At 73.2% G+C, this 26,082-nt stretch carries 27 protein-coding genes and 1 riboswitch; of the genes, 14 read left to right on the top strand and 13 right to left on the bottom strand.

Features of this window, described 5'->3' with window-relative positions; translation table 11 throughout:
- Positions 1–104: 104 nt before the first annotated feature.
- Together nagA and ACWGIS_RS34660 are read right to left on the bottom strand one after the other, a co-directional pair.
- Complete coding sequence (nagA, locus tag ACWGIS_RS34665) at positions 105–1,277, bottom strand: N-acetylglucosamine-6-phosphate deacetylase (protein WP_453366475.1); 1,173 nt, start codon at positions 1,275–1,277, stop codon at positions 105–107.
- On the bottom strand, positions 1,277–2,227 hold the full coding sequence (locus ACWGIS_RS34660) for an ROK family protein (protein WP_453366474.1): 951 nt from the start codon (positions 2,225–2,227) through the stop codon (positions 1,277–1,279). The genes nagA and ACWGIS_RS34660 overlap by 1 nt, the downstream gene beginning before the upstream one ends.
- Before the next feature lie 107 nt (positions 2,228–2,334).
- Between ACWGIS_RS34660 and ACWGIS_RS34655 the strand changes: the two genes are divergently transcribed.
- The 3 genes from ACWGIS_RS34655 to otsB all read left to right on the top strand — a co-directional run bounded on the left by ACWGIS_RS34655 (position 2,335) and on the right by otsB (position 4,821).
- A complete protein-coding gene (locus ACWGIS_RS34655) occupies positions 2,335–3,600 on the top strand; it encodes an ABC transporter substrate-binding protein (RefSeq protein ID WP_453366473.1) in 1,266 nt (421 codons plus the stop codon).
- 69 nt (positions 3,601–3,669) lie between these two features.
- Positions 3,670–3,897 carry a DUF3263 domain-containing protein gene (locus ACWGIS_RS34650; protein WP_453366472.1) on the top strand — a complete coding sequence of 76 codons (228 nt, stop codon included), beginning with the start codon at positions 3,670–3,672 and terminating at the stop codon, positions 3,895–3,897.
- Positions 3,898–3,966: 69 nt separating this feature from the next.
- Positions 3,967–4,821 (top strand): trehalose-phosphatase, encoded by an 855-nt coding sequence (gene otsB, locus ACWGIS_RS34645; RefSeq protein ID WP_453366471.1) that lies wholly within the window; start codon positions 3,967–3,969, stop codon positions 4,819–4,821.
- A 117-nt stretch (positions 4,822–4,938) separates the two neighbouring features.
- On the opposite strand, the gene ACWGIS_RS34640 is transcribed toward otsB, so the two are convergent.
- Positions 4,939–6,342, bottom strand: coding sequence for an alpha,alpha-trehalose-phosphate synthase (UDP-forming) (locus tag ACWGIS_RS34640; protein ID WP_453366470.1), 1,404 nt, complete (start codon positions 6,340–6,342; stop codon positions 4,939–4,941).
- Between the two features lie 108 nt (positions 6,343–6,450).
- On the bottom strand, positions 6,451–7,422 hold the full coding sequence (locus tag ACWGIS_RS34635) for a glucosyl-3-phosphoglycerate synthase (RefSeq protein WP_453366469.1): 972 nt from the start codon (positions 7,420–7,422) through the stop codon (positions 6,451–6,453).
- A gap of 168 nt (positions 7,423–7,590) precedes the next feature.
- Positions 7,591–7,747, top strand: a riboswitch (SAM riboswitch).
- A gap of 17 nt (positions 7,748–7,764) precedes the next feature.
- Here ACWGIS_RS34635 and thrC point away from each other — a divergent pair.
- From thrC to ACWGIS_RS34610, 5 genes are all read left to right on the top strand, one after another.
- On the top strand, positions 7,765–9,069 hold the full coding sequence (gene thrC / locus ACWGIS_RS34630; protein ID WP_453366468.1) for a threonine synthase: 1,305 nt from the start codon (positions 7,765–7,767) through the stop codon (positions 9,067–9,069).
- Positions 9,066–9,344, top strand: a complete 279-nt coding sequence (locus tag ACWGIS_RS34625; protein ID WP_453366467.1) for a MoaD/ThiS family protein — start codon at positions 9,066–9,068, stop codon at positions 9,342–9,344. The genes thrC and ACWGIS_RS34625 overlap by 4 nt, the downstream gene beginning before the upstream one ends.
- 409 nt (positions 9,345–9,753) lie before the next feature.
- Entirely contained in the window at positions 9,754–9,957 is a 204-nt protein-coding gene (locus tag ACWGIS_RS34620; protein WP_005315736.1) for a cold-shock protein, read from the top strand.
- A 404-nt stretch (positions 9,958–10,361) separates the two neighbouring features.
- Positions 10,362–11,987, top strand: coding sequence for a chaperonin GroEL (groL, locus tag ACWGIS_RS34615; RefSeq protein ID WP_355783845.1), 1,626 nt, complete (start codon positions 10,362–10,364; stop codon positions 11,985–11,987).
- A gap of 225 nt (positions 11,988–12,212) precedes the next feature.
- On the top strand, positions 12,213–13,334 hold the full coding sequence (locus ACWGIS_RS34610; protein WP_453366466.1) for an NADH:flavin oxidoreductase: 1,122 nt from the start codon (positions 12,213–12,215) through the stop codon (positions 13,332–13,334).
- A 69-nt stretch (positions 13,335–13,403) separates the two neighbouring features.
- Here ACWGIS_RS34610 and ACWGIS_RS34605 read toward each other — a convergent pair whose 3' ends face one another.
- Both ACWGIS_RS34605 and ACWGIS_RS34600 read right to left on the bottom strand, forming a co-directional pair.
- Positions 13,404–13,670, bottom strand: a complete 267-nt coding sequence (locus ACWGIS_RS34605) for a DUF397 domain-containing protein (RefSeq protein ID WP_453366465.1) — start codon at positions 13,668–13,670, stop codon at positions 13,404–13,406.
- Positions 13,651–14,493 (bottom strand): helix-turn-helix domain-containing protein, encoded by an 843-nt coding sequence (locus tag ACWGIS_RS34600; protein ID WP_453366464.1) that lies wholly within the window; start codon positions 14,491–14,493, stop codon positions 13,651–13,653. Before ACWGIS_RS34600 ends, ACWGIS_RS34605 begins: the two co-directional genes overlap by 20 nt.
- 115 nt (positions 14,494–14,608) lie before the next feature.
- Here ACWGIS_RS34600 and ACWGIS_RS34595 point away from each other — a divergent pair, with 115 nt between their 5' ends.
- Together ACWGIS_RS34595 and ACWGIS_RS34590 are read left to right on the top strand one after the other, a co-directional pair.
- The gene (locus tag ACWGIS_RS34595; protein ID WP_453366463.1) at positions 14,609–14,845 is read left to right on the top strand and encodes a hypothetical protein; all 237 of its coding nucleotides are present in this window, start codon (positions 14,609–14,611) and stop codon (positions 14,843–14,845) included.
- Positions 14,842–15,042 (top strand): hypothetical protein, encoded by a 201-nt coding sequence (locus ACWGIS_RS34590; protein WP_453366462.1) that lies wholly within the window; start codon positions 14,842–14,844, stop codon positions 15,040–15,042. The genes ACWGIS_RS34595 and ACWGIS_RS34590 overlap by 4 nt, the downstream gene beginning before the upstream one ends.
- 56 nt (positions 15,043–15,098) lie before the next feature.
- On the opposite strand, the gene ACWGIS_RS34585 is transcribed toward ACWGIS_RS34590, so the two are convergent.
- From ACWGIS_RS34585 to ACWGIS_RS34570, 4 genes are all read right to left on the bottom strand, one after another.
- Positions 15,099–15,686, bottom strand: a complete 588-nt coding sequence (locus ACWGIS_RS34585) for a hypothetical protein (RefSeq protein WP_453366461.1) — start codon at positions 15,684–15,686, stop codon at positions 15,099–15,101.
- A 79-nt stretch (positions 15,687–15,765) separates the two neighbouring features.
- Positions 15,766–17,199 (bottom strand): PTS transporter subunit EIIC, encoded by a 1,434-nt coding sequence (locus ACWGIS_RS34580; RefSeq protein ID WP_453366460.1) that lies wholly within the window; start codon positions 17,197–17,199, stop codon positions 15,766–15,768.
- A gap of 144 nt (positions 17,200–17,343) precedes the next feature.
- A complete protein-coding gene (gene murQ, locus ACWGIS_RS34575) occupies positions 17,344–18,354 on the bottom strand; it encodes an N-acetylmuramic acid 6-phosphate etherase (RefSeq protein ID WP_453366459.1) in 1,011 nt (336 codons plus the stop codon).
- 102 nt (positions 18,355–18,456) lie between these two features.
- Positions 18,457–19,380, bottom strand: coding sequence for a MurR/RpiR family transcriptional regulator (locus ACWGIS_RS34570; protein ID WP_453366458.1), 924 nt, complete (start codon positions 19,378–19,380; stop codon positions 18,457–18,459).
- Positions 19,381–19,435: 55 nt separating this feature from the next.
- On the opposite strand from ACWGIS_RS34570, the gene ACWGIS_RS34565 reads away from it, so the two are divergent.
- Positions 19,436–19,819, top strand: a complete 384-nt coding sequence (locus ACWGIS_RS34565) for a hypothetical protein (RefSeq protein WP_453366457.1) — start codon at positions 19,436–19,438, stop codon at positions 19,817–19,819.
- On the top strand, positions 19,816–20,088 hold the full coding sequence (locus tag ACWGIS_RS34560) for a DUF4031 domain-containing protein (RefSeq protein WP_453366456.1): 273 nt from the start codon (positions 19,816–19,818) through the stop codon (positions 20,086–20,088). Before ACWGIS_RS34565 ends, ACWGIS_RS34560 begins: the two co-directional genes overlap by 4 nt.
- A 34-nt stretch (positions 20,089–20,122) precedes the next feature.
- Here the strand turns inward: ACWGIS_RS34560 and ACWGIS_RS34555 are convergent, their stop codons facing one another.
- On the bottom strand, positions 20,123–21,331 hold the full coding sequence (locus ACWGIS_RS34555) for a Cmx/CmrA family chloramphenicol efflux MFS transporter (protein WP_453366455.1): 1,209 nt from the start codon (positions 21,329–21,331) through the stop codon (positions 20,123–20,125).
- A 107-nt stretch (positions 21,332–21,438) separates the two neighbouring features.
- Complete coding sequence (locus ACWGIS_RS34550) at positions 21,439–22,158, bottom strand: HD domain-containing protein (protein ID WP_453366454.1); 720 nt, start codon at positions 22,156–22,158, stop codon at positions 21,439–21,441.
- A gap of 164 nt (positions 22,159–22,322) precedes the next feature.
- Between ACWGIS_RS34550 and ACWGIS_RS34545 the strand changes: the two genes are divergently transcribed.
- Positions 22,323–23,021 (top strand): copper homeostasis protein CutC, encoded by a 699-nt coding sequence (locus ACWGIS_RS34545; RefSeq protein WP_453366453.1) that lies wholly within the window; start codon positions 22,323–22,325, stop codon positions 23,019–23,021.
- 191 nt (positions 23,022–23,212) lie between these two features.
- Here ACWGIS_RS34545 and ACWGIS_RS34540 read toward each other — a convergent pair whose 3' ends face one another.
- Positions 23,213–25,252, bottom strand: coding sequence for a HelD family protein (locus tag ACWGIS_RS34540; RefSeq protein ID WP_453366452.1), 2,040 nt, complete (start codon positions 25,250–25,252; stop codon positions 23,213–23,215).
- Positions 25,253–25,570: 318 nt separating this feature from the next.
- On the opposite strand from ACWGIS_RS34540, the gene ACWGIS_RS34535 reads away from it, so the two are divergent.
- Positions 25,571–25,753: a hypothetical protein gene (locus tag ACWGIS_RS34535; protein WP_453366451.1), complete on the top strand. Its 183-nt coding sequence runs from the start codon at positions 25,571–25,573 to the stop codon at positions 25,751–25,753.
- The last annotated feature ends 329 nt before the right edge of the window (positions 25,754–26,082 follow it).

Here is a 26,082-nt window from a genome sequence, read left to right as displayed (position 1 = left end):
AGTCCCGCCTGTTCGCCCTCCGGGCGGACGGCGGGACTTTGCGGACACGACCTAGTCCCCCGGGCCTGCCGCCGTCGTACGGGGTGCTCCAACGGGAGCACGTGTCACCCCAGTTGAGGACGAACCACCCATTCGCCCCGGCGCAGCACGCCGGTCACCGCGAACTCCGCGTCGAGCACCACGAGGTCGGCGTCCTTGCCCGCCTCGACGGAGCCCGTCCGGTCGTACACGCCGAGCAGCCGGGCCGGGTTGGCGGACAGCGCGGCGACGACGTCCTCGACGGGCAGCCGGTCGACGGTCACCGCCCGCCTGAAGGCGCGGTCCAGGGTGAGGGTGGAGCCCGCGATCGAGCCGCCCTCCACCAGGCGGGCGACGCCGTCCGCCACCTCCACCTCCAGCGGGCCGAGCATGTAGCGGCCGTCGCCGAAGCCGGCCGCGTCCATCGCGTCGGTGATGAACGCGACCCGGCCGGCGCCCGCGTGACGGAACGCCAGCTCCAGCGCCGCCGGGTGCAGGTGGGTGCCGTCGTTGATCAGCTCGACGGTGACCCGCTCGTCCTCCAGGAGGGCGGCGATCGGGCCGGGGGAGCGGTGGCCGAGCACGGGCATCGCGTTGAACAGGTGCGTCGCGACGGTGGCGCCGGCGTCGATGGCCTCGCGCGTCTGCTCGTAGGTCGCGTCGGTGTGCCCGACGGCCGCGATCACCCCGTGCTCGGCGAGCAGGCGTACGGAGTCGAGGCCGCCCGGCAGTTCGGTGGCGAGCGTGACCATCCGGGCCCGGCCGCGCGCCGCGTCGACCAGCTTGCGGACCTCGGCCGGGTCGGGGTCGCGCAGCAGTTCCTCGGAGTGCGCGCCCTTGCGGCAGGGGGAGATGAACGGGCCCTCGAAGTGGATGCCCGCGATGTCGCCCTGCTCGGCCAGTTCGGAGAGCAGGCCGGCGCGCTGGGCGAGCCCGTCCATGTCGCCGGTGACGGTGGAGGCGACGAGGGTGGTCGTGCCGTGCAGCCGGTGGGTGTGGACGCCCTTGAGGACCTCCTCGACGGTCCCGGAGGTGAAGGACGCGCCGCCGCCCCCGTGGTTGTGCATGTCGACGAAGCCGGGGACCAGCCAGTGGCCCGTCAGGTCGAGGTGCTCCGCGTCCGCGGGGACCGCGGCGGGCCGCGTCCCGGCGGGACCGGCCTCGGTGATCCGCGTGCCGTCGACGACCACGCGGCCGCCGTCCACGGTCCCGGTGGGCAGGACCACCCGGGCGCCGGCGAGAACCTTGCTAGGGGCCATCAGGTGGTTACCTCCGAGCGGACGGTGATGTCGGTTTCGAGTAGATCCCAGGCCAGCAGTCCGGCACCCAGACATCCGGCCGTGTCGCCGAGGGCGGCGGGGACGAGGGGCGGCAGCTGCTGGAAGGTGACGCGCCGTTCGAGGGCGGCCCGCAGCGGGGCGAACAGGGTGTCCCCGGCCTCGGCGAGCCCGCCGCCGACGATCAGCACCCCGGGGTCCAGCAGGGTCAGCGCGGTGACGAGTCCGTCGGCGAGCGCGTCGACGGCGTCCTGCCAGACGGCCGCGGCCCGCTCGTCCCCGGCGGCCACGGCCCGCGCGCAGTCCGCCGCGTCGGCGTCCGGGTTCCCCGAGGCCCGCGCCCAGGACTCGCTGACGGCCGCCGCGGAGGCGAACCGTTCCAGGCAGCCGCGCTGCCCGCACGGGCACGGGGCGCCGCCGGGCCGCACGACGACGTGGCCGATCTCGCCGGCGAAGCCGTGCGCGCCCGCCTCGACCGTGCCGTCGATGCCGATCGCGCCCGCGATGCCGGTGCCCAGCGCCACGAACAGGAAGCGGTCGGCTCCCCGGCCGGCGCCGATCCGGCCCTCGGCGAGCCCTCCGGTGCGCACGTCGTGGCCGAGCGCGACCGGCGCGCCGTCCAGCCGCTCACCGAGCAGCCGGCGCAGCGGGAGGTCGCGCCAGCCGAGGTTGGCGGAGTAGACGGCGACGCCCCGCGCGGAGTCGACGATGCCGGGGACGGCGACCCCGGCGGCCGCGGCGCTCTCGCCGAACTCCCGCTCGCCGTGGGCCCGCAGCTCGGCCGCGAAGTCGAGGATCGTCTCGACGACGGCGTCGCTGCCGCGCTCGCGGCCGGTCGCCCTGCGGGCCTCGTGGAGCAGCTCGCCACCGGCCCCCACGAGGGCGGCCTTCATCCCGGTGCCGCCCACGTCGAGGGCGATGACATGTCTCACGGGGGACAGTGTCGCCCCTTACCCCTCAAGAGGTCTAGTCCACTCACGTGGTGTAGACCTTGTATCCGCAGTTTGGACAGGACTAGACAACTTGGTGGGGACGAGCGGTGCAGCGGCGTAGGACAGGACTGATCGCGGGGGTGTCCGCGCTGGGCATGACGGCGGCGCTCGCGGGCTGCGGTGGCTCGGCCGGCTCGCAGGACGTGACGCTGCGGCTGGTGGCCGCCGACTACGGCACCTCCGCGGCCGACAGCTCCAAGAAGTACTGGGACCGGCTGGTCGGGAAGTTCGAGGCGAAGCACCCGGACATCAAGGTCGAGGTCAGCGTCTACTCGTGGAACGACGTGGACCGCAAGGTCAGGGAGATGGTCGACGCCGGCAAGGCGCCCGACCTCGCCCAGATCGGCGCGTACGCCGACTACGCGGCCAGGGACCGGCTGTACGAGGCCGACGAGCTGCTCTCCATACCCACCCAGGCCGACTTCGTCCGCCAGCTCAGCAGCGCGGGCGAGACGCGGCAGGTCCAGTACGGCATGCCCTTCGCCGCCTCCACGCGGCTGCTCTTCTACAACAAGAAGCTGTTCTCCTCGGCCGGCCTCACCCCGCCGAAGACCTGGGACCAGCTCGCCGCCGACGCCGCGGTGCTCAAGTCCAAGGGCGTCAAGGTCCCCTACGCGCTGCCGCTGGGCCCCGAGGAGGCGCAGGCGGAGACCATGCAGTGGCTGCTGAGCGGGGGCGGCGGCTACACGCAGGACGTCGGCACCTACCAGATCGACTCCCCGGAGAACATCAGCACCTTCGACTGGCTCAAGGACGAGCTGGTCGACAAGGGCCTCACCGGGCCGACCCCGCCCGCGAAGCTGAACCGCGCCGACGCCTTCGCCGCCTTCGCCCGCGGCGACGTCGGCATGCTCAACGGCCACCCCACGCTGATGCGGGCGGCCGCCGCCAAGGGCGTGAAGTTCGGCATGGTGCCGATGCCGGGCGTCGACGGCAGGAGCCGCGCCACCATGGGCGTCGCCGACTGGATGATGGCCTTCAAGCAGAACGGCCACCGCGACCAGATCGGTGACTTCCTCGACTACGTCTACAGCACCGAGAACGTGCTCGCCTTCTCCCACCAGTACGACCTGCTGCCGGTGACCACCTCCGCGTCCGACGCCATGGCCGCCGACGAGGACGACCGCGATCTCGCGCCGTTCCTGGAGCAGCTGCCCGCCGCCGAGCTCTACCCGGTCGGCCGGACGAGCTGGGCCGGGGTCGCCGCCTCCGTCAAGCAGGAGATCGGCAAGGCCCTGGGCCCCGGCGGCAGTCCCTCGGCCGTCCTCGGCGAACTCCAGCGCAAGGCGACCATCGCCGAGAGCGCGGAGTAGGACACCCGGGCTCCGGCACCCCCGCCCGTCCCGGCGGCGGTGTCGGTGCCGGGTACTACGGTGGCCGGCATGGAAGACCTCACCCCACGGGAGCGGGCCGTCCTCGCCACGGCGCGCCGGAACTGGCCCGGGCCGGGCGCCAAGGAGCGGGCGATACGCGAGGAGCTGGGTCTCGTGCCGGTCAGGTACTACCAGCTGCTCAACGCCCTGCTCGACGACCCGAGGGCGCTCGCGCACGACCCGGTGACCGTCAACCGCCTGCGCCGGGTCCGCGAGGCCCGCCGCGCGGAGCGCTGAGACCGGCGGGCCCGCACCCGGTCCGATGAGACATGCGTGCGTACGGCCCCTCGCGGATAGGGTCGTCGTATGGGCAGCAACGCGGACTCCACGGACTCCTTGCCGACGCCGGTGACCACGGCCGGGCGCGAGGGACTCGACGCCATTCTGGGACGGCCCGGCCGGGCCGTGATCGCTCTCGACTTCGACGGGACGCTCGCCCCGATCGTCGCCGACCCCGAACAGGCCAGGGCGCACCCCGGCGCGGTTGCGGCCCTGGCGGCCCTCGCGCCCAAGGTGGCGTCCGTGGCCGTCGTCACCGGCCGCCCGGCGGGCGTCGCGGTCCGCCACGGCGGCTTCGCGGGCGTCCCCGGCCTGGAGCACCTGGTGGTCCTCGGGCACTACGGCGCCGAGCGCTGGGACGCGGTGAGCGGCACGGTCAACGCGCCCGCCCCGCACCCCGGGGTGGCCGCGGTCCGCGCGGAACTGCCCGGGTTCCTGGACGAGATCGGGGCCTGGCAGGGCACCTGGATCGAGGAGAAGGGCCGCGCCGTCGCCGTGCACACGCGCCGCGCGGCGGACCCGCAGGCCGCCTTCGAGACCCTGCGCGGCCCGCTCACCGAGCTGGCCGCCCGGCACGGCCTGATCGTCGAGCCCGGCCGGATGGTCCTGGAGCTGCGGCCGCCGGGCGTGGACAAGGGCGTCGCCCTCACCGAGTACGTGCGCGAGACCGGCGCCGAGGCCGTCCTCTACGCCGGGGACGACCTGGGCGACCTGCCCGCCTTCGCCGCCGTCGACAAGCTCCGCTCCGACGGCGTACCGGGCCTGCTGGTGTGCAGCGGCAGCGCCGAGGTCGCCGAACTCGCCGAGCGCGCCGACCTGGTGGTCGAGGGACCGCCCGGGGTCGTCGCCCTCCTCACCGCCCTGGCGGCCCGGATCGTCTGACCCGCCCCGGCCCGGCCGGCACGGACACCCCGTGCCCGGCCGCGTCCGGTGCCGGTGGGTCCCCTCCCCGGCGCCTGGCCGGGGTTACCCCTGCCCGGCGCCCGGCGCGGGACGGGCTCAGGCCCGCAGGGCGTTCAGCTGGTCCAGGAACCACTGGGCGGGCGGGAGCGCGGTCGCCGCCGCGGCCAGCCGCTTGGCGCGGGTGGCGCGCTCGTCCGCCGGCAGCGTCAGCGCCTCGTGCAGCGCGCGTGCGGTGCCCACCACGTCGTACGGGTTCACCGTGACGGCGTCCTCGCCCAGCTCCTCGTGCGCCCCCGCCTCCCGGGAGAGCACCAGGACGCACCCCTCGTCCGAGACGACGGGCACCTCCTTGGCGACCAGGTTCATGCCGTCCCGGATCGGGTTGACCAGCGCCACGTCCGCCAGCCGGTACGCCGCGAGGGACCGGGCGAAGTCGTCCTTGACGTGCAGCACCACCGGCGTCCAGCCGGGCGTCCCGAACCGGGCGTTGATCGCTTCCGCGACCCGCTGCACCTCGGCCGTGTACTCCCGGTAGACGGCCAGGTCCTGCCGGGACGGGTAGGCGAAGGCGACGTGCACCACGCGCTCGTGCCACTCCGGCCGGTCCGCGAGCAGCCGCTCGTACGCCAGCAGTCCGCGCACGATGTTCTTCGACAGCTCGGTGCGGTCGACCCGCACGACCGTCCGGCGCGGCGTCCCCTCGGGAGACGTGCCGATCTGCTCCCGCAGCGCCGCCATCCGGTCGTCCACGTCCGCCTCGTGCGAGCGCGCCCGCAGGAAGTCCGCGTCCGCGCCCAGACCGTGCACGCCGATCCGGGTGTCGCCGGTCCCGCCGGCCAGCTCCGCGCAGCACGCGGTGAACGCGTCCGCCCAGCGCCGGGTCAGGAAGCCCAGCCGGTCCGCGCCCAGCATCCCGCGCAGCACCTGGTCCGCGATGTCGTCGGGCAGCATCCGGAAGTAGTCGACGGGCGCCCACGGGGTGTGCGAGAAGTGCCCGATGCGCAGGTCGGGCCGCAGCTCCCGGAGCATCCCCGGCACCAGCGTCAGGTGGTAGTCCTGCACCAGGACCGAGGCACCGGTGGCCGCGGACTCCGCCAGCGCCTCGGCGAAGGCGCGGTTGTACGCCTCGTACGAGGCCCACTGGCGCCGGAACTCCGCGTCGAAGACCGGCTCCAGGGGCGTCTGGTACAGCATGTGGTGGACGAACCAGAGCACCGAGTTCGCGATGCCGTTGTACGCGTCCGCGTGCACCTCGGCGTCGATGTCGAGCATCCGCACGCCGTCCTCGCCGACCCCGCGCCGCACCGCCTCGCGGTCCCCGTCGCCGAGGGCCGCGCACACCCACAGGGCGCCCGCGTCCGGTCCGATGGCCGAGAGCCCCGAGACGAGTCCGCCCCCGCCGCGCCGGGCGTGGAGCGAGCCGTCCTCGCGGACCTCGTAGGAGACCGGACCGCGGTTGGATGCGACAAGGATCTGGTGGTCACCGTGCGTGGAAGCCATAAGCCTCAACTTAGCCCGGGTCGGAACCGCTCAAACGTACGGACTCGACGGGTACCGGCCGTATACGACCGCCGGAGCCCGTCACGGTCCGTCACTCTCCGGGCCGTCTCACGCGACTCTGCGTGAGCGGTACTCGGAGATCTCCACCATCGGGGGGCGCTCCTCCGTGTCCACGGAGTAGGTGCGCGGCTCGAAGCCGTCGTCGCCCCGCTCGAACTGGGTGAGCGCCGGGCGTATCAGATGGCCGCGGGCCAGCCGGAGCTGCGCGGTGCGGTAGATCGCGGCGGCCATCCGGCCGAGCGCCTGCCCGTCCTGGTGGCGGTGCCTGCGCACGCCCACGTCGACCTGCGCGAGCGCGTCCAGGCCCACCAGGTGCAGCGCGTCGACCAGCATGCCGAGCTCGACGCCGTACCCGACGGGGAACGGCAGCCGCTCCAGCAGGGACCGGCGGGCCGCGTACTCGCCGCCCAGCGGCTGCACGAAGCCCGCGAGCTGCGGCCAGTGCATGTTCAGCAGCGGGCGCGCCATCAGCTCGGTGACCCGTCCGCCCTGGCCCGCGGCGGTTCTGCCGGAGGCGGACCCGTCGGACACGGTCAGCGGCCGGTCGTACATGGCCTTGACGAGGGCGACGTCCGGATCGGTGAGCAGCGGGCCCACGATCCCGGTGACGAAGTCCGACGAGAACTCCCTCAGGTCCGCGTCGACGAAACAGACGATGTCCCCGCTCGTCACCAGCAGTGACCGCCACAGGACCTCGCCCTTGCCGGGGACGGCCGGCAGGCGCGGCAGGATCGCGTCCCGGTGCACCACCCGGGCGCCCGCCGCGGCGGCGACCGCCGAGGTGCGGTCGGTCGACCCCGAGTCGACGACCACGATCTCGTCGACGAGCGGGACCTGCCGCATCAGGTCGTGGCGGATCACGGAGACGATCTCGCCGACGGTCGCTTCCTCGTTCAGCGCGGGCAGCACGACGCTGACCGTCGAGCCCGTCGCCCGTTTCGCGGCCATCAGCCTGTGCAGCGGGCGATCGGTGACGGACCAGGAGCGGGTGCTCAGCCAGCGCTCGACTTCTTCCAGCACGGTCCGGGGCTCCTCACTGTCTGCTCACACGCCCACCCGGGGTGTGATCCATCTCGCGGTTCGGACGACTATCTCAACTGTCCTGGCCGTCGGTTACAGTCTTGAACAACGCGGATGACCATCGCATGTCCTGATCCGGGAACCGCGCGCAGATCAACAACTGAACACCGCTCATCCAGAGGGGCAGAGGGATACGGCCCGTTGAAGCCCCGGCAACCCTCCAGCCGGTCTCGTCCTGATCGTCATCGGTCAGCTCGCGAGGCTCCCGGCTAGGGAAGGTGCCAAATCCGTCTCACGGCGAAGTGCGCCGTGAGGAAGATGAGGAGAAAGGGCCTCGCCTCCATGGCTGCGCAGACAGTTGCAAGCACCACGAACTCCCCCACCGCCGCGGACTCCGTCGATCTCGGCCCCGCCGCCGCCCTCTCCTGCCGCGAATGCGGACACCGCGTGCCGCTCGGCCCGGTCTTCGCCTGCGAGGAGTGTTTCGGCCCGCTGGAGATCGCCTACGACTTCTCGGCCTACGACACCGAGGAACTCCGCAAGCGCATCGAGGCGGGCCCCGCGAACATCTGGCGCTACGCGCCCCTGCTGCCCGTCCCGGCGGACGTCGCCGACAAGCCGAACATCAACCCGGGCTGGACCAAGCTCGTGCAGGCCGACAACCTGGCCCGCGAGCTGGGCGTCGAGGCCGGCAAGCTGTTCGTCAAGGACGACTCCGGCAACCCGACGCACTCCTTCAAGGACCGCGTCGTCGCGCAGGCCCTGGAGGCCGCCCGCGCCTTCGGCTTCACCACGCTCTCCTGCTCCTCCACGGGGAACCTGGCCGGCGCCGTCGGCGCCGCCGCCGCCCGGGCCGGCTTCCGGTCCTGCGTGTTCATCCCGCACGACCTGGAGCAGGGCAAGATCGTCATGGCCGCGGTCTACGGCGGCGAGCTCGTCGGCATCGAGGGCAACTACGACGACGTCAACCGCTTCTGCTCCGAGCTCATCGGCGACCCGGCCGGTGAGGGCTGGGGCTTCGTCAACGTCAACCTGCGGCCGTACTACGCGGAGGGCTCGAAGACCCTCGCGTACGAGATCTGCGAGCAGCTCGGCTGGCGGCTGCCGGACCAGCTCGTCGTGCCGATCGCGTCCGGCTCGCAGCTCACGAAGATCGACAAGGGCCTCCAGGAGCTGATCAGGCTCGGGCTGGTCGAGGACAGGCCGTACAAGATCTTCGGCGCCCAGGCCGAGGGCTGCTCGCCGGTGTCGGTGGCCTACAAGGCGGGACACGACGTCGTGCGGCCGCAGAAGCCGGACACGATCGCCAAGTCGCTCGCCATCGGCAACCCGGCCGACGGACCGTACGTCCTCGACATCGCGCGCCGGACGGGCGGCGCGGTGGAGGATGTCGACGACGGGCAGATCGTCGACGCGATCAAGCTGCTGGCGCGCACCGAGGGCATCTTCGCCGAGACGGCCGGCGGGGTGACCGTGGGCGTCACGAAGAAGCTGATCGAGAGCGGCGCCCTGGACCCGGCGCTGACCACGGTCGTCCTCAACACCGGTGACGGCCTCAAGACCCTCGACGCGGTGGCCGGGACCGGTCTGACCGCGACCATCCGCCCGAACCTGGACTCCTTCCGAGAGGCTGGCCTCGCATCATGAGCGTCAACGTTCGCATCCCCACGATCCTGCGCACCTACACGGGCGGCAAGGCCGAGGTCCCGGCGGAGGGCGCGACCCTCGCCGAGGTCATCACGGACCTGGAGAAGAACCACACGGGCATCGCCGCGCGCGTCCTGGACGACCAGGGCAAGCTGCGCCGCTTCGTGAACGTGTACGTGAACGACGATGACGTGCGGTTCGAGCAGGGCCTGGAGACGGCGACGCCCGACGGCGCCGGCGTGTCAATCATCCCGGCCGTGGCCGGCGGCTGCTGACCACGCACCGTTTCACCGGATTGCCCTCTCCGTGAGAGAAACGGAGGGGGCAATTCTGCATGGTTGAGCACGGTAGAGTTGGGGAAGCTACTTCGCTTTCCATGCCGGGTGCATATGAACACCGACCCGGTGCCCGATAAGAAGCAGCCAATGTACCCGGCATTTTTGAGCCTTTTATGGCATTTACGGGGCCCGACTTGCCCTGAATATGTGCGAATTCTCCACATACAGCCGATCGCCGATGCCCGGAATTCTCGTCCGATTGACCTGTTGCAGAGGGCAGTTGGACAGATACATTCAGCCGCGGTCGACGCGTTCCGGCGCACACCCCCAACCGTTGGGGGGTGAGGTCTGACCCGGATCCGCGAAGTGTGGATCTGTGCAAGGGCCAGTAATAGGGGAGTTAGGCATGGCTCAGGGCACCGTCAAGTGGTTCAACGCGGAGAAGGGGTACGGCTTCATCGCGGTCGACGGTGGTGCGGACGTCTTCGTGCACTACAGCGCGATTCAGATGGACGGCTACCGCACCCTTGAAGAGGGTCAGCGAGTGGAGTTCGAGATCTCGCAGGGCCAGAAGGGTCCGCAGGCGGACATGGTCAAACTCGCCGTCTGATCCCGGCGCGATCGGCCACGCACGCACGCACTCACTCACGTCGAGGGGCTCGTATCCCATCAGGGGTACGGGCCCCTCGGGCGTTCCCCGGCGTTCCCGGGCTCGGCCCGGACCCTGCCGGGCGGGAGGGGGTGGCGCGGGCCGCGCAGGCGCTCGGGAGGCGCTCGTGAGGCGCTTCGCGCGCCCCCTGGAAGGGGCTCGCTGGAGGGAGGCACCTTGCACTCTCGGGGGTCGAGTGCTAATCATTGGCGTTAGCACTCTGAAGGTGAGAGTGACAACGAAGGACCGGGTCGGTGAGGCCCGCAGGCCATGTGGGGCAAGGAACCACTAGGCAGGCAGGCCGTCCGTCGCGGGCGCCAGCGCGGTCCGGAGCAATCCACCCCAGTCCGGGAGGACCACTTCACATGGCCAAGATCATCGCGTTCGACGAGGAGGCACGGCGCGGTCTCGAGCGCGGGATGAACCAGCTCGCCGACGCCGTCAAGGTCACCCTTGGTCCCAAGGGTCGCAACGTCGTCCTCGAGAAGAAGTGGGGCGCCCCCACGATCACCAACGATGGTGTTTCCATCGCCAAGGAGATCGAGCTCGAGGACCCGTACGAGAAGATCGGCGCAGAGCTGGTCAAGGAAGTCGCGAAGAAGACGGACGACGTAGCCGGTGACGGCACGACGACCGCGACCGTCCTGGCCCAGGCGCTGGTCCGCGAGGGCCTTCGCAACGTCGCCGCCGGCGCCAACCCGATGGCTCTCAAGCGCGGTATCGAGAAGGCCGTCGAGGCCGTCTCCGGTGCCCTGCTGGAGCAGGCGAAGGATGTCGAGACCAAGGAGCAGATCGCTTCGACGGCCTCCATCTCCGCCGCCGACACCCAGATCGGCGAGCTCATCGCCGAGGCGATGGACAAGGTCGGCAAGGAAGGCGTCATCACCGTCGAGGAGTCCCAGACCTTCGGTCTGGAGCTGGAGCTCACCGAGGGTATGCGCTTCGACAAGGGCTACATCTCGGCGTACTTCGCCACCGACATGGAGCGTATGGAGGCCGTCCTCGACGACCCGTACATCCTGATCGCCAACTCGAAGATCAGCAACGTCAAGGACCTGCTGCCGCTCCTCGAGAAGGTCATGCAGTCCGGCAAGCCGCTGCTGATCATCGCCGAGGACGTCGAGGGCGAGGCCCTGTCGACCCTGGTCGTCAACAAGATCCGTGGCACCTTCAAGTCCGTCGCCGTCAAGGCCCCGGGCTTCGGTGACCGCCGCAAGGCCATGCTCGGCGACATCGCCATCCTCACGGGCGGCGAGGTCATCTCCGAGGAGGTCGGCCTCAAGCTGGAGAACGCGGGCATCGACCTGCTCGGCCGCGCCCGCAAGGTCGTCATCACCAAGGACGAGACCACGATCGTCGACGGCGCCGGCTCCGCCGACCAGGTCGCCGGCCGGGTCAACCAGATCCGCGCCGAGATCGAGAACTCCGACTCGGACTACGACCGCGAGAAGCTCCAGGAGCGTCTGGCGAAGCTGGCCGGCGGCGTGGCCGTCATCAAGGCCGGTGCCGCCACGGAGGTCGAGCTCAAGGAGCGCAAGCACCGCATCGAGGACGCCGTTCGCAACGCGAAGGCGGCCGTCGAGGAGGGCATCGTCGCCGGTGGTGGCGTGGCCCTGCTCCAGGCCTCCTCGGTCTTCGAGAAGCTGGAGCTGACGGGTGACGAGGCGACCGGCGCCAACGCCGTGAAGCTCGCCCTGGAGGCCCCGCTCAAGCAGATCGCCGTCAACGGCGGTCTCGAGGGCGGCGTCATCGTCGAGAAGGTCCGCAACCTGCCCGTCGGCCACGGTCTGAACGCCGCGACCGGTGAGTACGTGGACATGATCGCCGAGGGCATCATCGACCCGGCGAAGGTCACGCGCTCTGCCCTGCAGAACGCCGCGTCCATCGCCGCGCTGTTCCTCACCACCGAGGCCGTCATCGCCGACAAGCCCGAGAAGGCCGCCGCCGGCGGCGCCCCGGGCGGCATGCCGGGCGGTGACATGGACTTCTGATCCTCCCGGATCAGGCTCGTCCTTTCCGAGGGCGGCACCCCTTCCCAGGGGTGCCGCCCTCGGGCGTTTCCGGGGTGGCCCCCCGCCCGCGTGGCCGGGATCACACCGCTGCACGGCGGGGACCCGGAATGCCGCGGCGCCGGGGACCGTTGTCCGGAGGGTGGGTCAATGCACGTGCACATACCCACCGGAATGTCCGTCTTCCCCGCCCCGAGGAGCCCTCACGTGACAGCCGACGCCGCGTCCCGCGCAGCCGAGATCCTTTCCCGGCCCGTGTCCCTGAACGGCCTGACCGTCCCGAACCGGATCGTGATGGCACCGATGACCCGGGAGTTCTCGCCGGGCGGCGTACCGGGCGAGGACGTGGTCGGCTACTACGCGCGGCGCGCCGCCGCGGGCGTGGGCCTCATCGTCACCGAGGGCACCTACGTCGGCCACGACTCCGCGGGCCAGAGCGACCGCGTGCCGCGCTTCCACGGCGAGGAGCAGCTCGCCGGCTGGACGAAGGTCGCCGACGCCGTGCACGCGGCCGGCGGCACGATCGTGCCGCAGCTCTGGCACATCGGCATGGTCCGCCGGGCGGGCCAGCCGCCCTTCGCCGACGCCCCCGCGGTCGGCCCCTCCGGCATCCACACCGCCGGCGCCGAGCCCAAGGGCAAGGCGATGACCCAGCAGGACATCGACGACGTCATCGAGGCGTTCGCCAAGGCCGCCGCGGACGCCGAGCGCATCGGCTTCGACGGCGTCGAGCTGCACGGCGCCCACGGCTACCTGCTCGATCAGTTCCTGTGGTCCGGCACCAACCGGCGCACCGACGCGTACGGCGGCGACCCGGTGGCCCGTGCGAAGTTCGCGGCGGAGATCGTCGCCGCGGTCCGTGACGCCGTCTCGCCCGAGTTCCCCGTGCTGTTCCGCTACTCGCAGTGGAAGCAGCAGGACTACGACGCCCGCCTCGCCGAGACCCCGGAGGAGCTGGAGGCCGTCCTCGCCCCGCTCGCCGCGGCCGGCGTCGACGCCTTCCACGCCTCCACGCGCCGCTACTGGGTGCCCGAGTTCGACGGCTCCGACCTGAACCTGGCCGGCTGGACGAAGAAGCTGACCGGCAAGCCCGCGATCAGCGTCGGCTCGGTCGGCCTCACCGGCGAGTTCCTCAAGGCTTTCCAGGGCGAGGGCTCCTCCGTCCGCGGCATCGACGACCTGCTCGACCGGCTGGAGCGCGACGAGTTCGACCTCGTCGCGATCGGCCGCGCGCTGCTCCAGGACCCGGAGTGGGCGGCGAAGGTCCTGGCCGGCCGCCACGACGAGCTGAAGTCGTACGAGGCGGCGGCGCTGGGCTCGCTGAGCTGACCGCGCCCGCATCGAGGGGCGGCGCCCGCCGTGACGGGGGCGCCGCCCCTTTCGCGTGTCCGGCGCCGGTCAGCCGCCGGAACCGACGTGCGTGACGAACGCGGCCCAGGCGGCGACGCCGAAGGCGATCTCGGGCCCGAGGTTCTTGGAGTCCCGCACGGGGACGAGCGCCGGGTGACCGTCGGCGACCTCTAGGCAGTCGCCGCCGTCACCGGCGCTGTAGGTGGACTTGCGCCAGCGAGCGACCTCCAGGCAGTTCCCGCCCTCGCCCCCGCTGTAGCTGGACTTGTACCAGGTGGTTGCCGTCAGGCCGTTCTCACGGGTGTTGGTCTCCATGGCCGTAATCCTCCGCCACGGACTCAATCAGTGCCAGGGAGTCCCGGGGCGAAAGGGCCGCCGCCTGGAGGAGGTTGAAGGTGAGGCTGTGCCGGGCCACCGTCGCCGGGTCGTCCAGCAGCTTGCCCATGTCCGGTCCCTCGACGAACGACAGCGGAGCCGCGTCCTCGAAGTCCATCAGCTTCAGCGGACCGGTCATCGACGCGTGCGCTCCTGAAGCGAACGGCAGCACCTGCACCAGGATGCGGTGATCGCGTGCCAGGCCCGTCACGTGCCGGAGTGCCTCCGCCATCACGACGGCGCCGCCCACCTCTCGCCGGACGGCGGCCTCGTCCACGACCACCCACAACAACGGCTCTGTTGGATGGTCGATCAGGCGCGCTCGGTCGAGTCGGGCGGCCACCAGCGCCCGGATGTCGGCGTCGGGCGCCGTCGGCTTGTAGGCGCGGAAGACCGCTTCCGCGTACCGCTCCGTCTGCAACAGCCCCGGGATCAGCAGGCTCGAATACTCCCTGATCGCCGTGGCGATCGCCTCCGCCTCCGCCGCTTCGGCGAAGTGGTCCGGGTACCGGGACCTGGCCAGCGCCCGGCAGTTGCGCTCGAAGAACCCCCTGGTCCCGAGGATCTCGTCTATCTGGACGGCGTATTCGAGGTGCAGCCGCCGCGTCCCGGCCTCCAGCTGGCCGATGAACGAACCGCTCACGAAGAGGGGTTCGCCCAGCTCGGCCTGGCTGAGGCCCGCGTTCTCGCGGGCGTGCCGCAACTCCGCCCCGATCATGGCGCGGGGCGACGAGGCGGGGTCGAGGTCCTTCGGTCCGGGCATGGCAACTCCCTGTCACACAGCCTGGGTTGTTGAGACGCCGTCTCTGGCCAGGTTAGGGGCCCGCCGACCACGCTGAGTACCGAACACGAACACTCAGCGTGGAGGGAACGGTCCGATGGAGATGACGCCGGGTACACACGTACGGCCGACGGAGGAGATCGTGGCGGAGTTGCGGGCGGCGCTGGCAGGCGTCGGTGTGGTGCTGCCGTCGCTTCGGGTCGATCCGGTGACCGGCGCGAGCGACGAGCCGTTCGCCCTGGTCGCGCTCGGCCGGTGCAACGTGGGCACCGCCCGGAGACTGGCCGCCGCACTGCGCGCTTGCGGCACCGGCGGCGAGGGCGGTGACGCGTGAGCGCGGAGTACGCGATCGACACGCGGGACGGCCGGCTCGGCCAGGTGATGGGACACGAGGGCGGCGTCGTGCAACTGCGGCCGCCCGGTGGCGGGCGGGAGTGGGACTGCCCGCCGGAGGCGCTCGCGGAGGCCCCGCAGGGGGAGGTGCTGCGGGCGCGGGTGCGGCGGCTCAACGCGGAGGCGCGCCTGCCGTGACCGCGCGGACGGGGGGGCCGGGTCCCGGACGGACCTCCCGGCCTCTCCCGGTCCGCCTACAGGTTCCCCATCGGCTCGATGTCGATCTTGACGGGGGTGCCCCAGATCCGCAGGACCTCGTAGTCGGTGAACTCGTGGACCAGGCGGTAGGCCATCCCGGGGCGGGGGGACCTGCGCTCGGCGGCGAGGTAGCGCTCGGCCTCGTGGCGGTCGCGGCGGGGGGTGCCGCACAGCTGCCACGCCTGGCCGTTCCACACCTCCGGCAGCCAGCGCTGCTGGGGCTGCGGGCGGTCGGCACGGACGCCGTACCGGGACTGGGTGCGGTCGGCGGACTCGTCGGGCCCGGTGGGGCGGCCGTGCGCGTAGGAGCCGTTGACCTCGGAGCGGCGGGCGGCGCGGCGCCGGGTCTCGCACAGCAGGCACAGGTCGACGGCGCCCTCGTCCACCGGCCCGGTCGGGTGCTCGGCGCAGCGCGTGGTGGGCACCGCCGTGGTGACGGTCTCCTCCAGCAGGTCCAGGGCCCGCTTCAGGTCGGCCTTGACCTCGTGCAGCTTCGCGTCGGGGCTGTCGGCGCCGAGCGCCTCGCCGTGCTCGCCCAGCAGCCGCAGCGCGCGGCCCAGAGCGGTCAGCTGTGCGTGGTTCATGGGCGTGCGGTGTCCCTCCCGGGGCGGAGTGCTGTCCTAGCAGAATCGCACACGCCGCCGACAGCGCGGACCGGGCCGGTCAGCGCGGGGCCGCCGTCGCGTCCGTCGCGTCCGCCGGGGCACCGGCCGGCCGCTCGACGGAGCCCAGGCCGAAGAAGTACGTCGCGGCGAAGCCCACCAGGTAGCCGGTGAGGAGGCCGCCCGCGTAGACGGCGGCCGTGAGCGCCAGGCCCCGGTTGCCGGAGAGGAGCGGGAACAGGGCCCAGCCCGAGGGGCCGATCGCGGTCGAGCCGACCGTGTCGCCGGCCATGGAGAAGAACCCGACGAAGGCACCGCCCGCCGCGCCGCCCGCGCAGGCCGTCACGAACGGGCGTCCGAGGGGGAGCGACACCCCGTAGATGAGCGGCTCGCCCACTCCCAGCAGGCCCGCGGGGAGCGCCGACCTGATCGTCGTCCGCAGCGAGTGGTCGTGGCGCAGCCGGACGTAGACCGCGAGGGCGGCGCCGACCTGGCCCGCGCCCGCCATGGCCAGGATGGGCAGCAGGACGGTGTGGCCCTGCTGCTCGATGAGGGTGGTGTGGATCGGGATCAGCGCCTGGTGCAGGCCGAGCATCACCAGCGGGAGGAACAGGCCGCCGAGCACCAGTCCGGCGAAGGCGCCGGTGTGGCCGAGGAGCCAGTCGGCCGCCGTGCCGATCGCCGCGGAGACCTCGCCGGCCGCGTACATCAGGCCGTACAGGGTGGCGAGGCCGGCCACGAGCACGGTGACGGCCGGGGTGAGCAGCACGTCGAGGGCGTCCGGGACCCGGCCGCGGCACCACTTCTCGACGTACGTCGCGAGGAGCGCCGCCGCCAGTGCGCCGAGGACGCCGCCCTGGCCCGGCGCTAGCGTGGTGCCGAACACCGTCACCTTGGCGACGCCCGGGTACACGACGATCGCCGCGACGGCGCCGCCCAGGACGGGGGTGCCGCCGAACTCCTTCGCGGTGTTGACGCCGACGAACACGGCGATGAGCGCCATGAAGCCGGAGGCGACCGCGGTGAGGGCGGGCGTGAAGGAGGCGAGCAGGCCGAGGTTCACCAGCAGGCCGTTGAGGCCGGCGATGACGCCGCAGCCGATCAGGGCCGGGATCAGCGGGACGAAGATGTTCGCGACGCGGCGCAGCAGGAGCTTGAGCGGTGTCGCGTTGCGTTCCCGGCGGGCGGCCCGCAGCCGCGCTCCGCGGCTCTCCAGGGTGTCGGCGGCCGTGGGGCCCGCGGCGACGAGCGCCTCGAACTCCGGGGTGATCCGGGCGACCGCGCCCGGGCCGAGCACGATCTGGTACGTGTCGTCGTCCACCACGCCCAGGACGGCGGGCAGCGCCCGCAGGGCGTCCTCCCGCACCTGTGTCCGGTCCCGCAGGCCGAGCCGCAGCCGGGTCATGCAGTGGGCCACGGACACGACGTTCGCCGCGCCCCCGACGAGGGGGAGGATCGCGGCGGCGGTGGCACGGGGGGTGGCTTCAGTGCTCATGCGGGCCTTGCTGTGCGGGAGGGACGGCGCCTGCCGCCCATGGTGCCCCGCCCGTGCCGCGGGGGCCCGCGCGGCACGCTGAGGGCCCCGGTGCGGTCTCGGGGGCCCGGACCGGGCGGTGCGAGGGCGCCCCGGCAAGCGTCCTCAGCCGTGGGTGGCTTGCAGGGCCGCCCTCAGGTGGCCGCCGCTCGTGTCGAGGAGACGCGCGGCCGTCGGGGCGTCGACCTCGCCCAGGATCGTCAGGATCGCGGTCTTGACCTCGCCGTCCGTGGCGGCGAGGGCCGACTCGATCTCCTCGTCCGAGGCGCCGGTCGCCAGCGCGACGATGCGGCGGGAGCGGGCCCGGAGCTTCTCGTTCGAGGCGCGGACGTCGACCATCAGGTTCCCGTACGTCTTGCCTAGCCGGATCATCGTGATCGTCGAGAGCATGTTCAGGACGAGTTTCTGGGCGGTGCCGGCCTTCAGCCGGGTGGAGCCGGTCAGCAGTTCGGGGCCGACCACGATCTCGATGCCGTGGTCGGCGGCGGCGGCGAGGGCGCTGTCCGCGTTGCACGACAGGCCCACGGTCAGCGCGCCCCGGGCGCGGGCGTGCTCGACGGCGCCGACGGCGTACGGGGTGCGGCCCGACGCGGAGACGCCGACCACGGTGTCGTCGGCGGTCAGGGCCAGCGCCTCCAGGTCGGCCGCGGCGAGCTCCCGGGAGTCCTCCGCGCCCTCGACCGAGGTGACCAGCGCGCTCGGGCCGCCCGCGATCAGGCCGACGACCTGCGCGGGGTCGGTGTTGAACGTGGGCGGGCACTCGGACGCGTCCAGCACGCCGAGCCGGCCGGCCGTGCCCGCGCCGGCGTAGATCAGCCGGCCGCCGCGGGACATCCGGTCCGCGACGGCGTCGATCGCCTCGGCGATGAGCGGCAGCGCGGCGGCGACGGCGGCGGGCACGGAGGCGTCCTCGCCGTTCATCAGGCGGGCGATCTCGGCCGTCGGCAGCCGGTCGATCTCGGAGAGCTCGGGGCGGAACGCCTCGGTGGTCAGGGTCTCCAGCTGGGCGCGCAGGTCGTCGCCCCCGGCCGGGTCCCCGTGGGCGGCGTCACCCGGGGCGCGGTGGTCGTCGCGCAGGTCGCGGCGGTGGGAGGAGGCGTCGGCGGTGGAGGTCATGTGGAGCGGCTCTTTCCGGTGCTTTCCGCGCGTACGGGCTGGGCGTGCGCGCGTTCCGTGGATGCGTCGTCGGAGCTACGGGGGCGGGCGGGACGCTCGCGGTCAGCGGCGCGAGCCGCGCGGGCTGTGGCGGTGGGCCAGCGCCTCGTAGGAGGCGGAGAGCGCGGGCGCCGCGGTCTCGTAGGTCCGCTGGGCGACCCCCACGAACAGGCAGTCCACGACGAGCAGTTGGCTCGTGCGGGAGGACATCGCGGCGGGCCGCAGCTCGCTCTCGCGGGCCGTGGAGGTGGTGAGGACGTGGTCCGCGTACTGCGTGACGGGTCCGTCCGGTCGGCCGGTGACCGCGACCGTCGTCGCACCGCGCTCGAAGGCGACCCGAAGGGGTTCGATGACGTCGCCGGTGGAGCCCGAGTGCGTGATGGCTATCGCCACGTCCTTGGCGCGCAGCTGCACCGCGTTGGTGACGGCGAGGTGCGGGTCGCTGTGCGGGTGGGCTATGAGCCCGATGCGCAGCAGCTTCTGGGCGAGGTCCTGGGCGACCAGGCCGGACGCGCCGACGCCGTAGATGTCGACGCGGCGGGCGGCGGCGAGCGCGGTGACGGCGGCACCGAGCTGGACCGTGTCGAGTCCGGCCGCGGTGTCGGCGAGGGTCTGCTGCTCGTCGTAGGCGAGCTTGGCGACGACGTCGGCGATCGGGTCGTCGACCGCGATGTCCGCGGTGACGGCGGGCGCCCGCCCGGACTGCTGCTGGGCGGCCAGGCCCGCGAGCGCGAGGCGCAGGTCCCGGTACCCCGGGTAGCCGAGGAGACGGGCGGTGCGGACCACCGTCGCCTCGCTGGTGCCGGTGAGTTCGGCGAGGCCGGTGACCGTGAGGGCCGCGCAGCCGGCCGGGTCGCCGGCGACCGCCTCGGCGACGCGCTGCATGGAGCGGGTCATCGACGGGGCCAGCGTGCGCACCTTGGCCGCGAGGGCGGCGGGGGCGGGCGGAGCCTCCCCGGCGAAAATTTCCTTCACGTCATGGGTCACCTCTGAAAGATATTTTCCTTTGGGGTGGACGGTCAAGGGTGCGCACAATAGGTGCATGGACCCCATCAGCCCCCTGGAGCAGGCGCTGCACGCGGCGCGCGCGCTCGTGCTCGCCGACCTGATCGCGGGCGAGGTCGCGGAGGCGGACGTCGTCTCCCTCGTCGAGGAGTCGGTGGCGCAGCGCCGCTGGTGGGTCGAGCAGTGGCCGGAGGGCGCGGGCTACGTGGCGGGACTGGTCGCGCAGGACGTCCAGGACGCCCTGCTGGAGCGGCGCGGCCGGTGGCCGCTGTGCCCGGTCTGCGGCTCGGGCGACCCGCACGCGCTCGACGTGGAGCCCGAGTTGGGGCCCGACCCGCACTGGGTGTGCCACAAGGCGGGCGTGAAGGTCGCCTCCGTCGGCGCGCTGGGCTCCGGCACCGGCGGGAAGCCCTCGTCGTGACGGTGTACATAGACCCGCCCGCCTGGCCCGGGCACGGGCGGATGTGGTCCCACCTCGTCAGCGACGTCTCGTTCGAGGAACTGCACGCCTTCGCCGAGGAGTTGGGCGTCCCGCGGCGGGCCTTCGAGCGGGACCACTACGACATCCCCGCGCACCGGTACCCGGACGCCGTGCGGGCGGGCGCGGTCGAGGTCGGCAGCCGTGAGGTCGTCCGGCTGCTGTACGGCTCGGGACTGCGCAGGCGCAAGAAGTGGGCGGGACCCCGCTGAGACGTCCGCGGACCGCGCCGGGACGGCGGGCGGTTCACACCTCGGTGCGGACCGGACGCGGCGCCGAGCCGGCCCCGGCCACCACGCGCGAGGCCCGGGTGCGCCGGTGCAGCCGCAGGGAGACGATCACCACCGCGAGTGCGGCCACCGTCAGCGCGGCGCCCGCCCACGCCGTGGAGGCGTAGCCGAAGCCCGCGTCGATGACCGTGCCGCCGAGCCAGGGCCCGCCGGTGTTGCCCAGGTTGAAGGAGGCCGTGACGGTGGCGCCGGCCAGGGTCGGGGCGGCGCTCGCGACGTCGAACATCCGGGAGTTCAGCGCCGGTGCCGTGGAGAAGCAGGTGACGCCGAGGACGAAGGACAGGATCACCGCGGCCACGGCGTACTGGCCGAGGAGGGCGAGGGCGGCGAGGACGACCGTCGAGGCCGTGATGCCGCTGACCAGCACCCCGAAGAGGTGCGCGTCGGCGAAGCGCCCGCCGATCGTCGTCCCGAGCAGCGCCCCGACGCCGAACAGCGCCAGCACCGTCGGCACCCAGCCCTCGTCCAGACCGGCCACGTCCGTCAGCAGCGGGGAGAGGTAGCTGAACGCGCAGAAGACACCGCCCGCGGCGAGCGCGGTGACGGTGATGGACAGCAGGACCTGGGAATCGCGGTAGATCCGCAGCTCCCGCCTGAGCCGCGGCTTCTCGTCCGGCAGCGGGATGCGGGGGATCAGCGTGGCGACGCCGGCCAGGGCGACCGCGGAGGCCGCGCCCACGGCCCAGAAGGCCGACCGCCAGCCCAGGTGCTCGCCGAGGAAGGCACCGGCCGGGACACCGAGGACGTTCGCGATCGACAGCCCGCCGATCATCACGGCCAGGGCGCGGGCCCGCGCGGTCGCCGGGACCATCGCGACGGCCACCGCGGCGCCCACCGCCCAGAAACCGGCGCAGGCCAGCGCGGACACCACCCGGGACGCGAAGAGCACCCCGTACGACGGGGCCAGCGCGCCCGCGACCTGGCCGAGCCCGAAGACGGTGATCAGCGCGAGCAGCGTGGTGCGGCGCGGCAGCCGCAGGGTCGCCACGGCCAGCAGCGGCGCGCCCACCACCATGCCGATCGCGAACGCCGAGATGAGCAGTCCCGCCTGCGGGATCGTGACGCCCATGTCGTCGGCGATGGGCGGCAGCAGCCCGGACAGCATGAACTCGCTCGTGCCGAGCGCGAACACGGACAGCCCGAGTATGTAGACGGCCAGGGGCATGCGGGGGCGATCGGCGGGTGCGGGCATATCAGGGTGCAACGACCGGGGACGGGAGCACATTCCCCGCCGCACCGGCCGCGCGGTGACCTCCTGATGCGGGGCGCCCCTTACGCGGTGAGCGCCGCCAGCTCCTCCCGGAGGTTCCCGCGGGCCCGCTCCTCCCACTCCCGCGCGCCGTGCGGGGTGCGGAACAGCCGCGGCAGGCCCAGCAGGTGCCGCAGGACGTCCGCCCGGCCCGCGCGGAAGGCGTCCGGGGGGACGAAGGCGTACTCCTCGCGGACGGCGGCCGTGTACGCGGCGTACGCGTCCGGGGGCGAGGCCAGCACGGCGAGGTCGGCGTCGCACAGGACGGCGCCGTTCGCGTCGTCCGGGCCGGGGTCGTGGCCCACGGTGAGGCGGACGAGCCGGGCGACCTCGGCGGTACGGGACTCGTCCACGCCCAGCTCCGGCAGCGCCCGTTCGGCGAGCCGGGCGGACCGCTCCTCGTTGGTCGAGCGGTCCGGCAGGTAGACCGCGTCGTGGAACCACGCCGCCAGCCGCACCGCCGCAGGGTCCCCGGCGTACTCCTGAAGGACGTCGATCCGGTCCAGGACCGCGAGGAGGTGGTCGGTGGTGTGGTACCGCCGCTGCGGCTCGGCCCAGCGGCCGAGGAGGTTCTCGGCGTACGGGCGGGGGGAGGGCGCGGGTCCGGTGCCGGCCGGGGCGGCCGTCCGGGCGTCCGGTGCCCGGGCCGCCTCGACCGCCGCCGCCCAGCGCCGTACCAGCTCCTCGTGCGCGGGATGCCGCCGCGCCGCCCCGGGTGCCGTCCCGGTCTCGTCCTGTGCCATGCCGGCCATTGTCCCCGGCGTCCCCGGCGGGGCGCACGGCACCCGGTGGCGTACGGAGCGGGTGGCGGCGGCCCGCCACTCGCGCGATCTTCTCGCGGGCGCACGCGCTACGGGCGTAGTCTTGGATTGGACTAGACCTGTAGCCGCCCAAGGGAAGAGGTCCTATGAGCAAGCGTGCGGTCCTGGAGGTGATCGCCCTCGACGTCGAGGACGCCGTCGCCGCCCAGGCGGGAGGCGCCGACCGCCTCGAACTGGTCGCCGACATGGCCGCCGACGGGCTCACCCCCGCGGTGGAGACGTACGCCGGGATCCGCGCCGCCGTCGACATCTCGCTGCGCGTGATGCTGCGGCTGGCGGACGGCTTCGCGGCGGGCGGCGCCGAGGGGACCGCCGCGCTCGTCGCGACCGCACGGGAGATGCGGGCCGCCGGGGCCGAGGAGTTCGTCCTCGGCTTCCTGGACGAGCAGGGCGGCCCGGACCTGGCCGTCGTGGAGCGGCTGGCGGCCGAGCTGGACGGCTGCCGGTGGACGTTCCACCGCGCGATCGACCGGGCCGCCGACCGTGACGCCCTGCGCAAGCAGCTCGCGGACCTGCCGGGCCTGGACGCCTATCTGACGGCCGGCTCGGCCGCCGGCGTCGACGACGGACTGCCCACCCTCCTGGCGGAGGCGGACCGCCGCGGCGAGCCCGGCTACGAGCCGCAGGTCCTGGTCGGCGGCGGTCTCCGCCTCGACCACGTGCCCCGGCTGCGCGCGGCCGGCGTGGACGCCTTCCACATCGGCGGAGCGGCCCGGCCCGGCGGCTGGACCGCCCCGGTCGCCGCCGAGGCGGTCCGCGCATGGCGGACGGCGCTGGACGCGTAGCCCTTGCCGGGCGGACCCGTCTGACAGGGCGTCACCGCCCGCTGCCGGGATCGCAGTTGCCGTACCGTGCGCCCGCGCTCGGGCCCCCGACGCCGATGCCGGCCGGCACACGGGTGCACCTGTGACACCCGGCTCCGGCCGGGTGCCGTACGGCAGTCCGCGCCCCCGACTACTGGGCACACAAGGCCGATTCAGTCGAGCTGGGGTGGGAGCGGGGCCGTGTGGGTGACGATCAGGCCCGAGACCGCTCGGGTCAGGGCCACGTACAGGCGGCGCAGACCGGTGCGTTCGTCCGGCTCGCCGTCGACCACGGCCCGCGGCTCGTCCAGGACCACGTAGTCGTACTCCAGGCCCTTGGCGAGCGAGGCCGGCACGAGGGTGAGCCGGGCGTCCGGGGTGGTCTCCTCGCCCGGGTCCAGGCAGGGGATCCCGGCCGCCGCCAGCGCCTCGGCCAGCGCCGGGACCCGGGCGTCGGCGGCGATCAGGCCGATCGACCCCTCGCGGCGCAGGGACTCGGCGCAGGCGGCGACCACCTCCTCGACGGCGGCGACCTCCCGCACCTCGAAGGACCCCGGGTTCTCCCGCACCGACGCCACGGGCGTCAGCCCCGGCGCGATGTACGGCAGCAGCCGGGACGCGTACGTGATCACGTCGGTGGGGACACGGAAACCGGCCGTCAGCTCCTCCACGACGGCGTCGCTCTTGCCCAGGTGCGCGAGCGCCTCCTCCCAGCTCCGCGTCGCCCAGGGCGTCGTCCCCTGCGCCAGGTCGCCGAGCACGGTCGCCGACCCCGTGGTGCAGCGCCGCCCCACCGCCCGGTACTGCATCGGCGACAGGTCCTGCGCCTCGTCCAGCACCACGTGCCCCAGCGAGTGCGTGCGCCGGACGAGATCGGTCGCCTCGTCGATCAGCACGGCGTCCGCGGCCGACCACCTGGCGCTCTTCACGCTGCGCACCGGCTTCGCCCAGAGGATCGCCTTCCGCTCGTCCTCATCGAGGAGCCCCCCGGCGTGCTCGGCGAGGAAGTCCGCGTCGGACAGCAGCCGCAGGACCAGTTTCGCCGGGTCGACCGGCGGCCAGATCGCCTTGACCGCCGCCTTCACGGCGCTGTTGCGGGCGACGGCGTCCTGCACCCGGTCGTCCGGTGCCTCGCCCGCCCGCTCCATCTGGACGAGGACGGCGTGCGCGATGCGCTGCGGCAACGCCTCGCCCGCGGCGCCGTACCGGATGTCACGCTCCGTCAGCTCCCTGACAATCTCTTCCAGTTCGTACACCGGAACGCGCCAGCGCCGGGAGCCGCGCACCACCACGACCGGCTCGGTGGGCGGCGTGATGTGCGAGCGGACGGCCCTGCGCAGCACCTCCGCCATCCGCGCGTCGCCCTTCACGACGGCGGCCGTGGCGTCGTCCGTGCCCCGTACCTCCACGTGCGCCACCAGGTCGTCGACCGTGGCCTGCCTGACCTCCAGCTCGCCTAGCGCCGGCAGGACCTGTTCGATGTAGTGCAGGAAGGACCGGTTGGGCCCGATCACCAGAGTGCCGGTGCGGGCCAGCCGGTCCCGGTGCGCGTACAGCAGGTACGCGACCCGGTGCAGGCCCACCGCCGTCTTTCCGGTGCCGGGGCCGCCCTGCACGCACACGGAGCCGGAGAGGCCCGCGCGGACGATCTCGTCCTGCTCGGGCTGGATGGTCGCCACGATGTCGCGCATCGGGCCGACGCGCGGCCGCTCGATCTCCTGCTGGAGCAGCTTGCTGGTGGCCGCGGCCTCGGCGGGGTCGGAGAGGTGCTCGTCCTCGTACGCCGTGAGGTCGCCGCCCGTGTAACCGAAGCGGCGGCGCAGCGCCACGTCCATCGGGTCCTTCTTCGACGCCCGGTAGAACGGCTGGGACACCGGGGCACGCCAGTCGATGACCATGGGGTCCCCGTCGGCGTCGTGCACGTGCCGGCGCCCGATGTAGAACCGCTCGCCCTCCGCGCCCTCGGCCCGGTCGGCGCCGGGGGCGTGGAGGTAGTCGAGGCGGCCGAAGAACAGCGGGGTGTGGCTGAGGTCGGCGAGGGCGGCGATGCGCTGGTCGATCTGGTTCTGCAGGACGACCGCGTTCACCCAGTTCGCGGTGACGTCCTTGATGTCGAGCGACTCCACGTCCTCCCGCATGGCGCGCAGTGCCGCACGGGACTCCGCGAGGTGCGACCGCTCGCGGACAAGGGGGTCGTCGGTGCTTTCGGGCATGGGGGACACGGGTGTTGCCTCCGGGGAACGGGCTGCGTCGCTGGTGGTCTGCCGTCCGGTTTCCGGCCGGACGGCGGCACTCCGTGAAGGGAGGCGGGCAAGAGCGGAGATCCTAGGTGAGGACGGGGGGCGGGTGCCAACCGGTTTTTCCGGGCGGGCGCGGGGGTCGGGGTTCCGACCCCGAGTTTCCCCGGGGGTGCCCGGCGCCCGTGTCCCTCCCGAGGGGGAGGGGGCGCGGCCCGCAGGCGTAGGCGGGGGGCGCCGAGGTTACATCGGAAGACCGACGTATCCGGTGTGTCCGGATTCCATGATGGAAGCATGAGTGCAGCGACCTTCACACCCCACCGTGTCCCGCCGAGCGGCGCGACCGCGCTCGACAGCGGACACCCCCGGCACCGCCTCGGCGACGCCCTGCGCGCCGTCAAGGTCTTCGCGACCGCCGCCGTCCGCGTCGTCCTGCTCGGTGAGTACGGCGAGGAAGCGGGCGTCCGCCGCCGCTGACCGGCGCCCACTCCCCGAACCCCGCGAGGCAAGCCCCCCGCCCGCGGAGGACGCCCCCACCCGGAACCCGCGGGGCCGGCCCCGCGCGCCCGCGCCGTCAGCCCGCAGCGACCACCCCGCGGCTCAGCCACCCACAACCCGCAGCCGCCCGAGGCCCCGCCCCCCCACCGAACCACCAGCGCGACGCCCGCCCCGCACACCCCGAAATCACGAGGCACGCTCCCGCCCGCCTGCACCGCAGGGAACGACGGCCCGCAGCCGCCCTCGCACGGGAGGGGCCGTGCCGGTACATCAGATGGCCGTCGGGTACGGGAGGTACGCAACCGAGG

It is taken from the genome of Streptomyces sp. NPDC054842 (assembly GCF_053611025.1).
The sequence above is the reverse complement of the archived record's forward strand: the minus strand, read 5'-3'. Positions and strand labels throughout refer to the sequence as shown.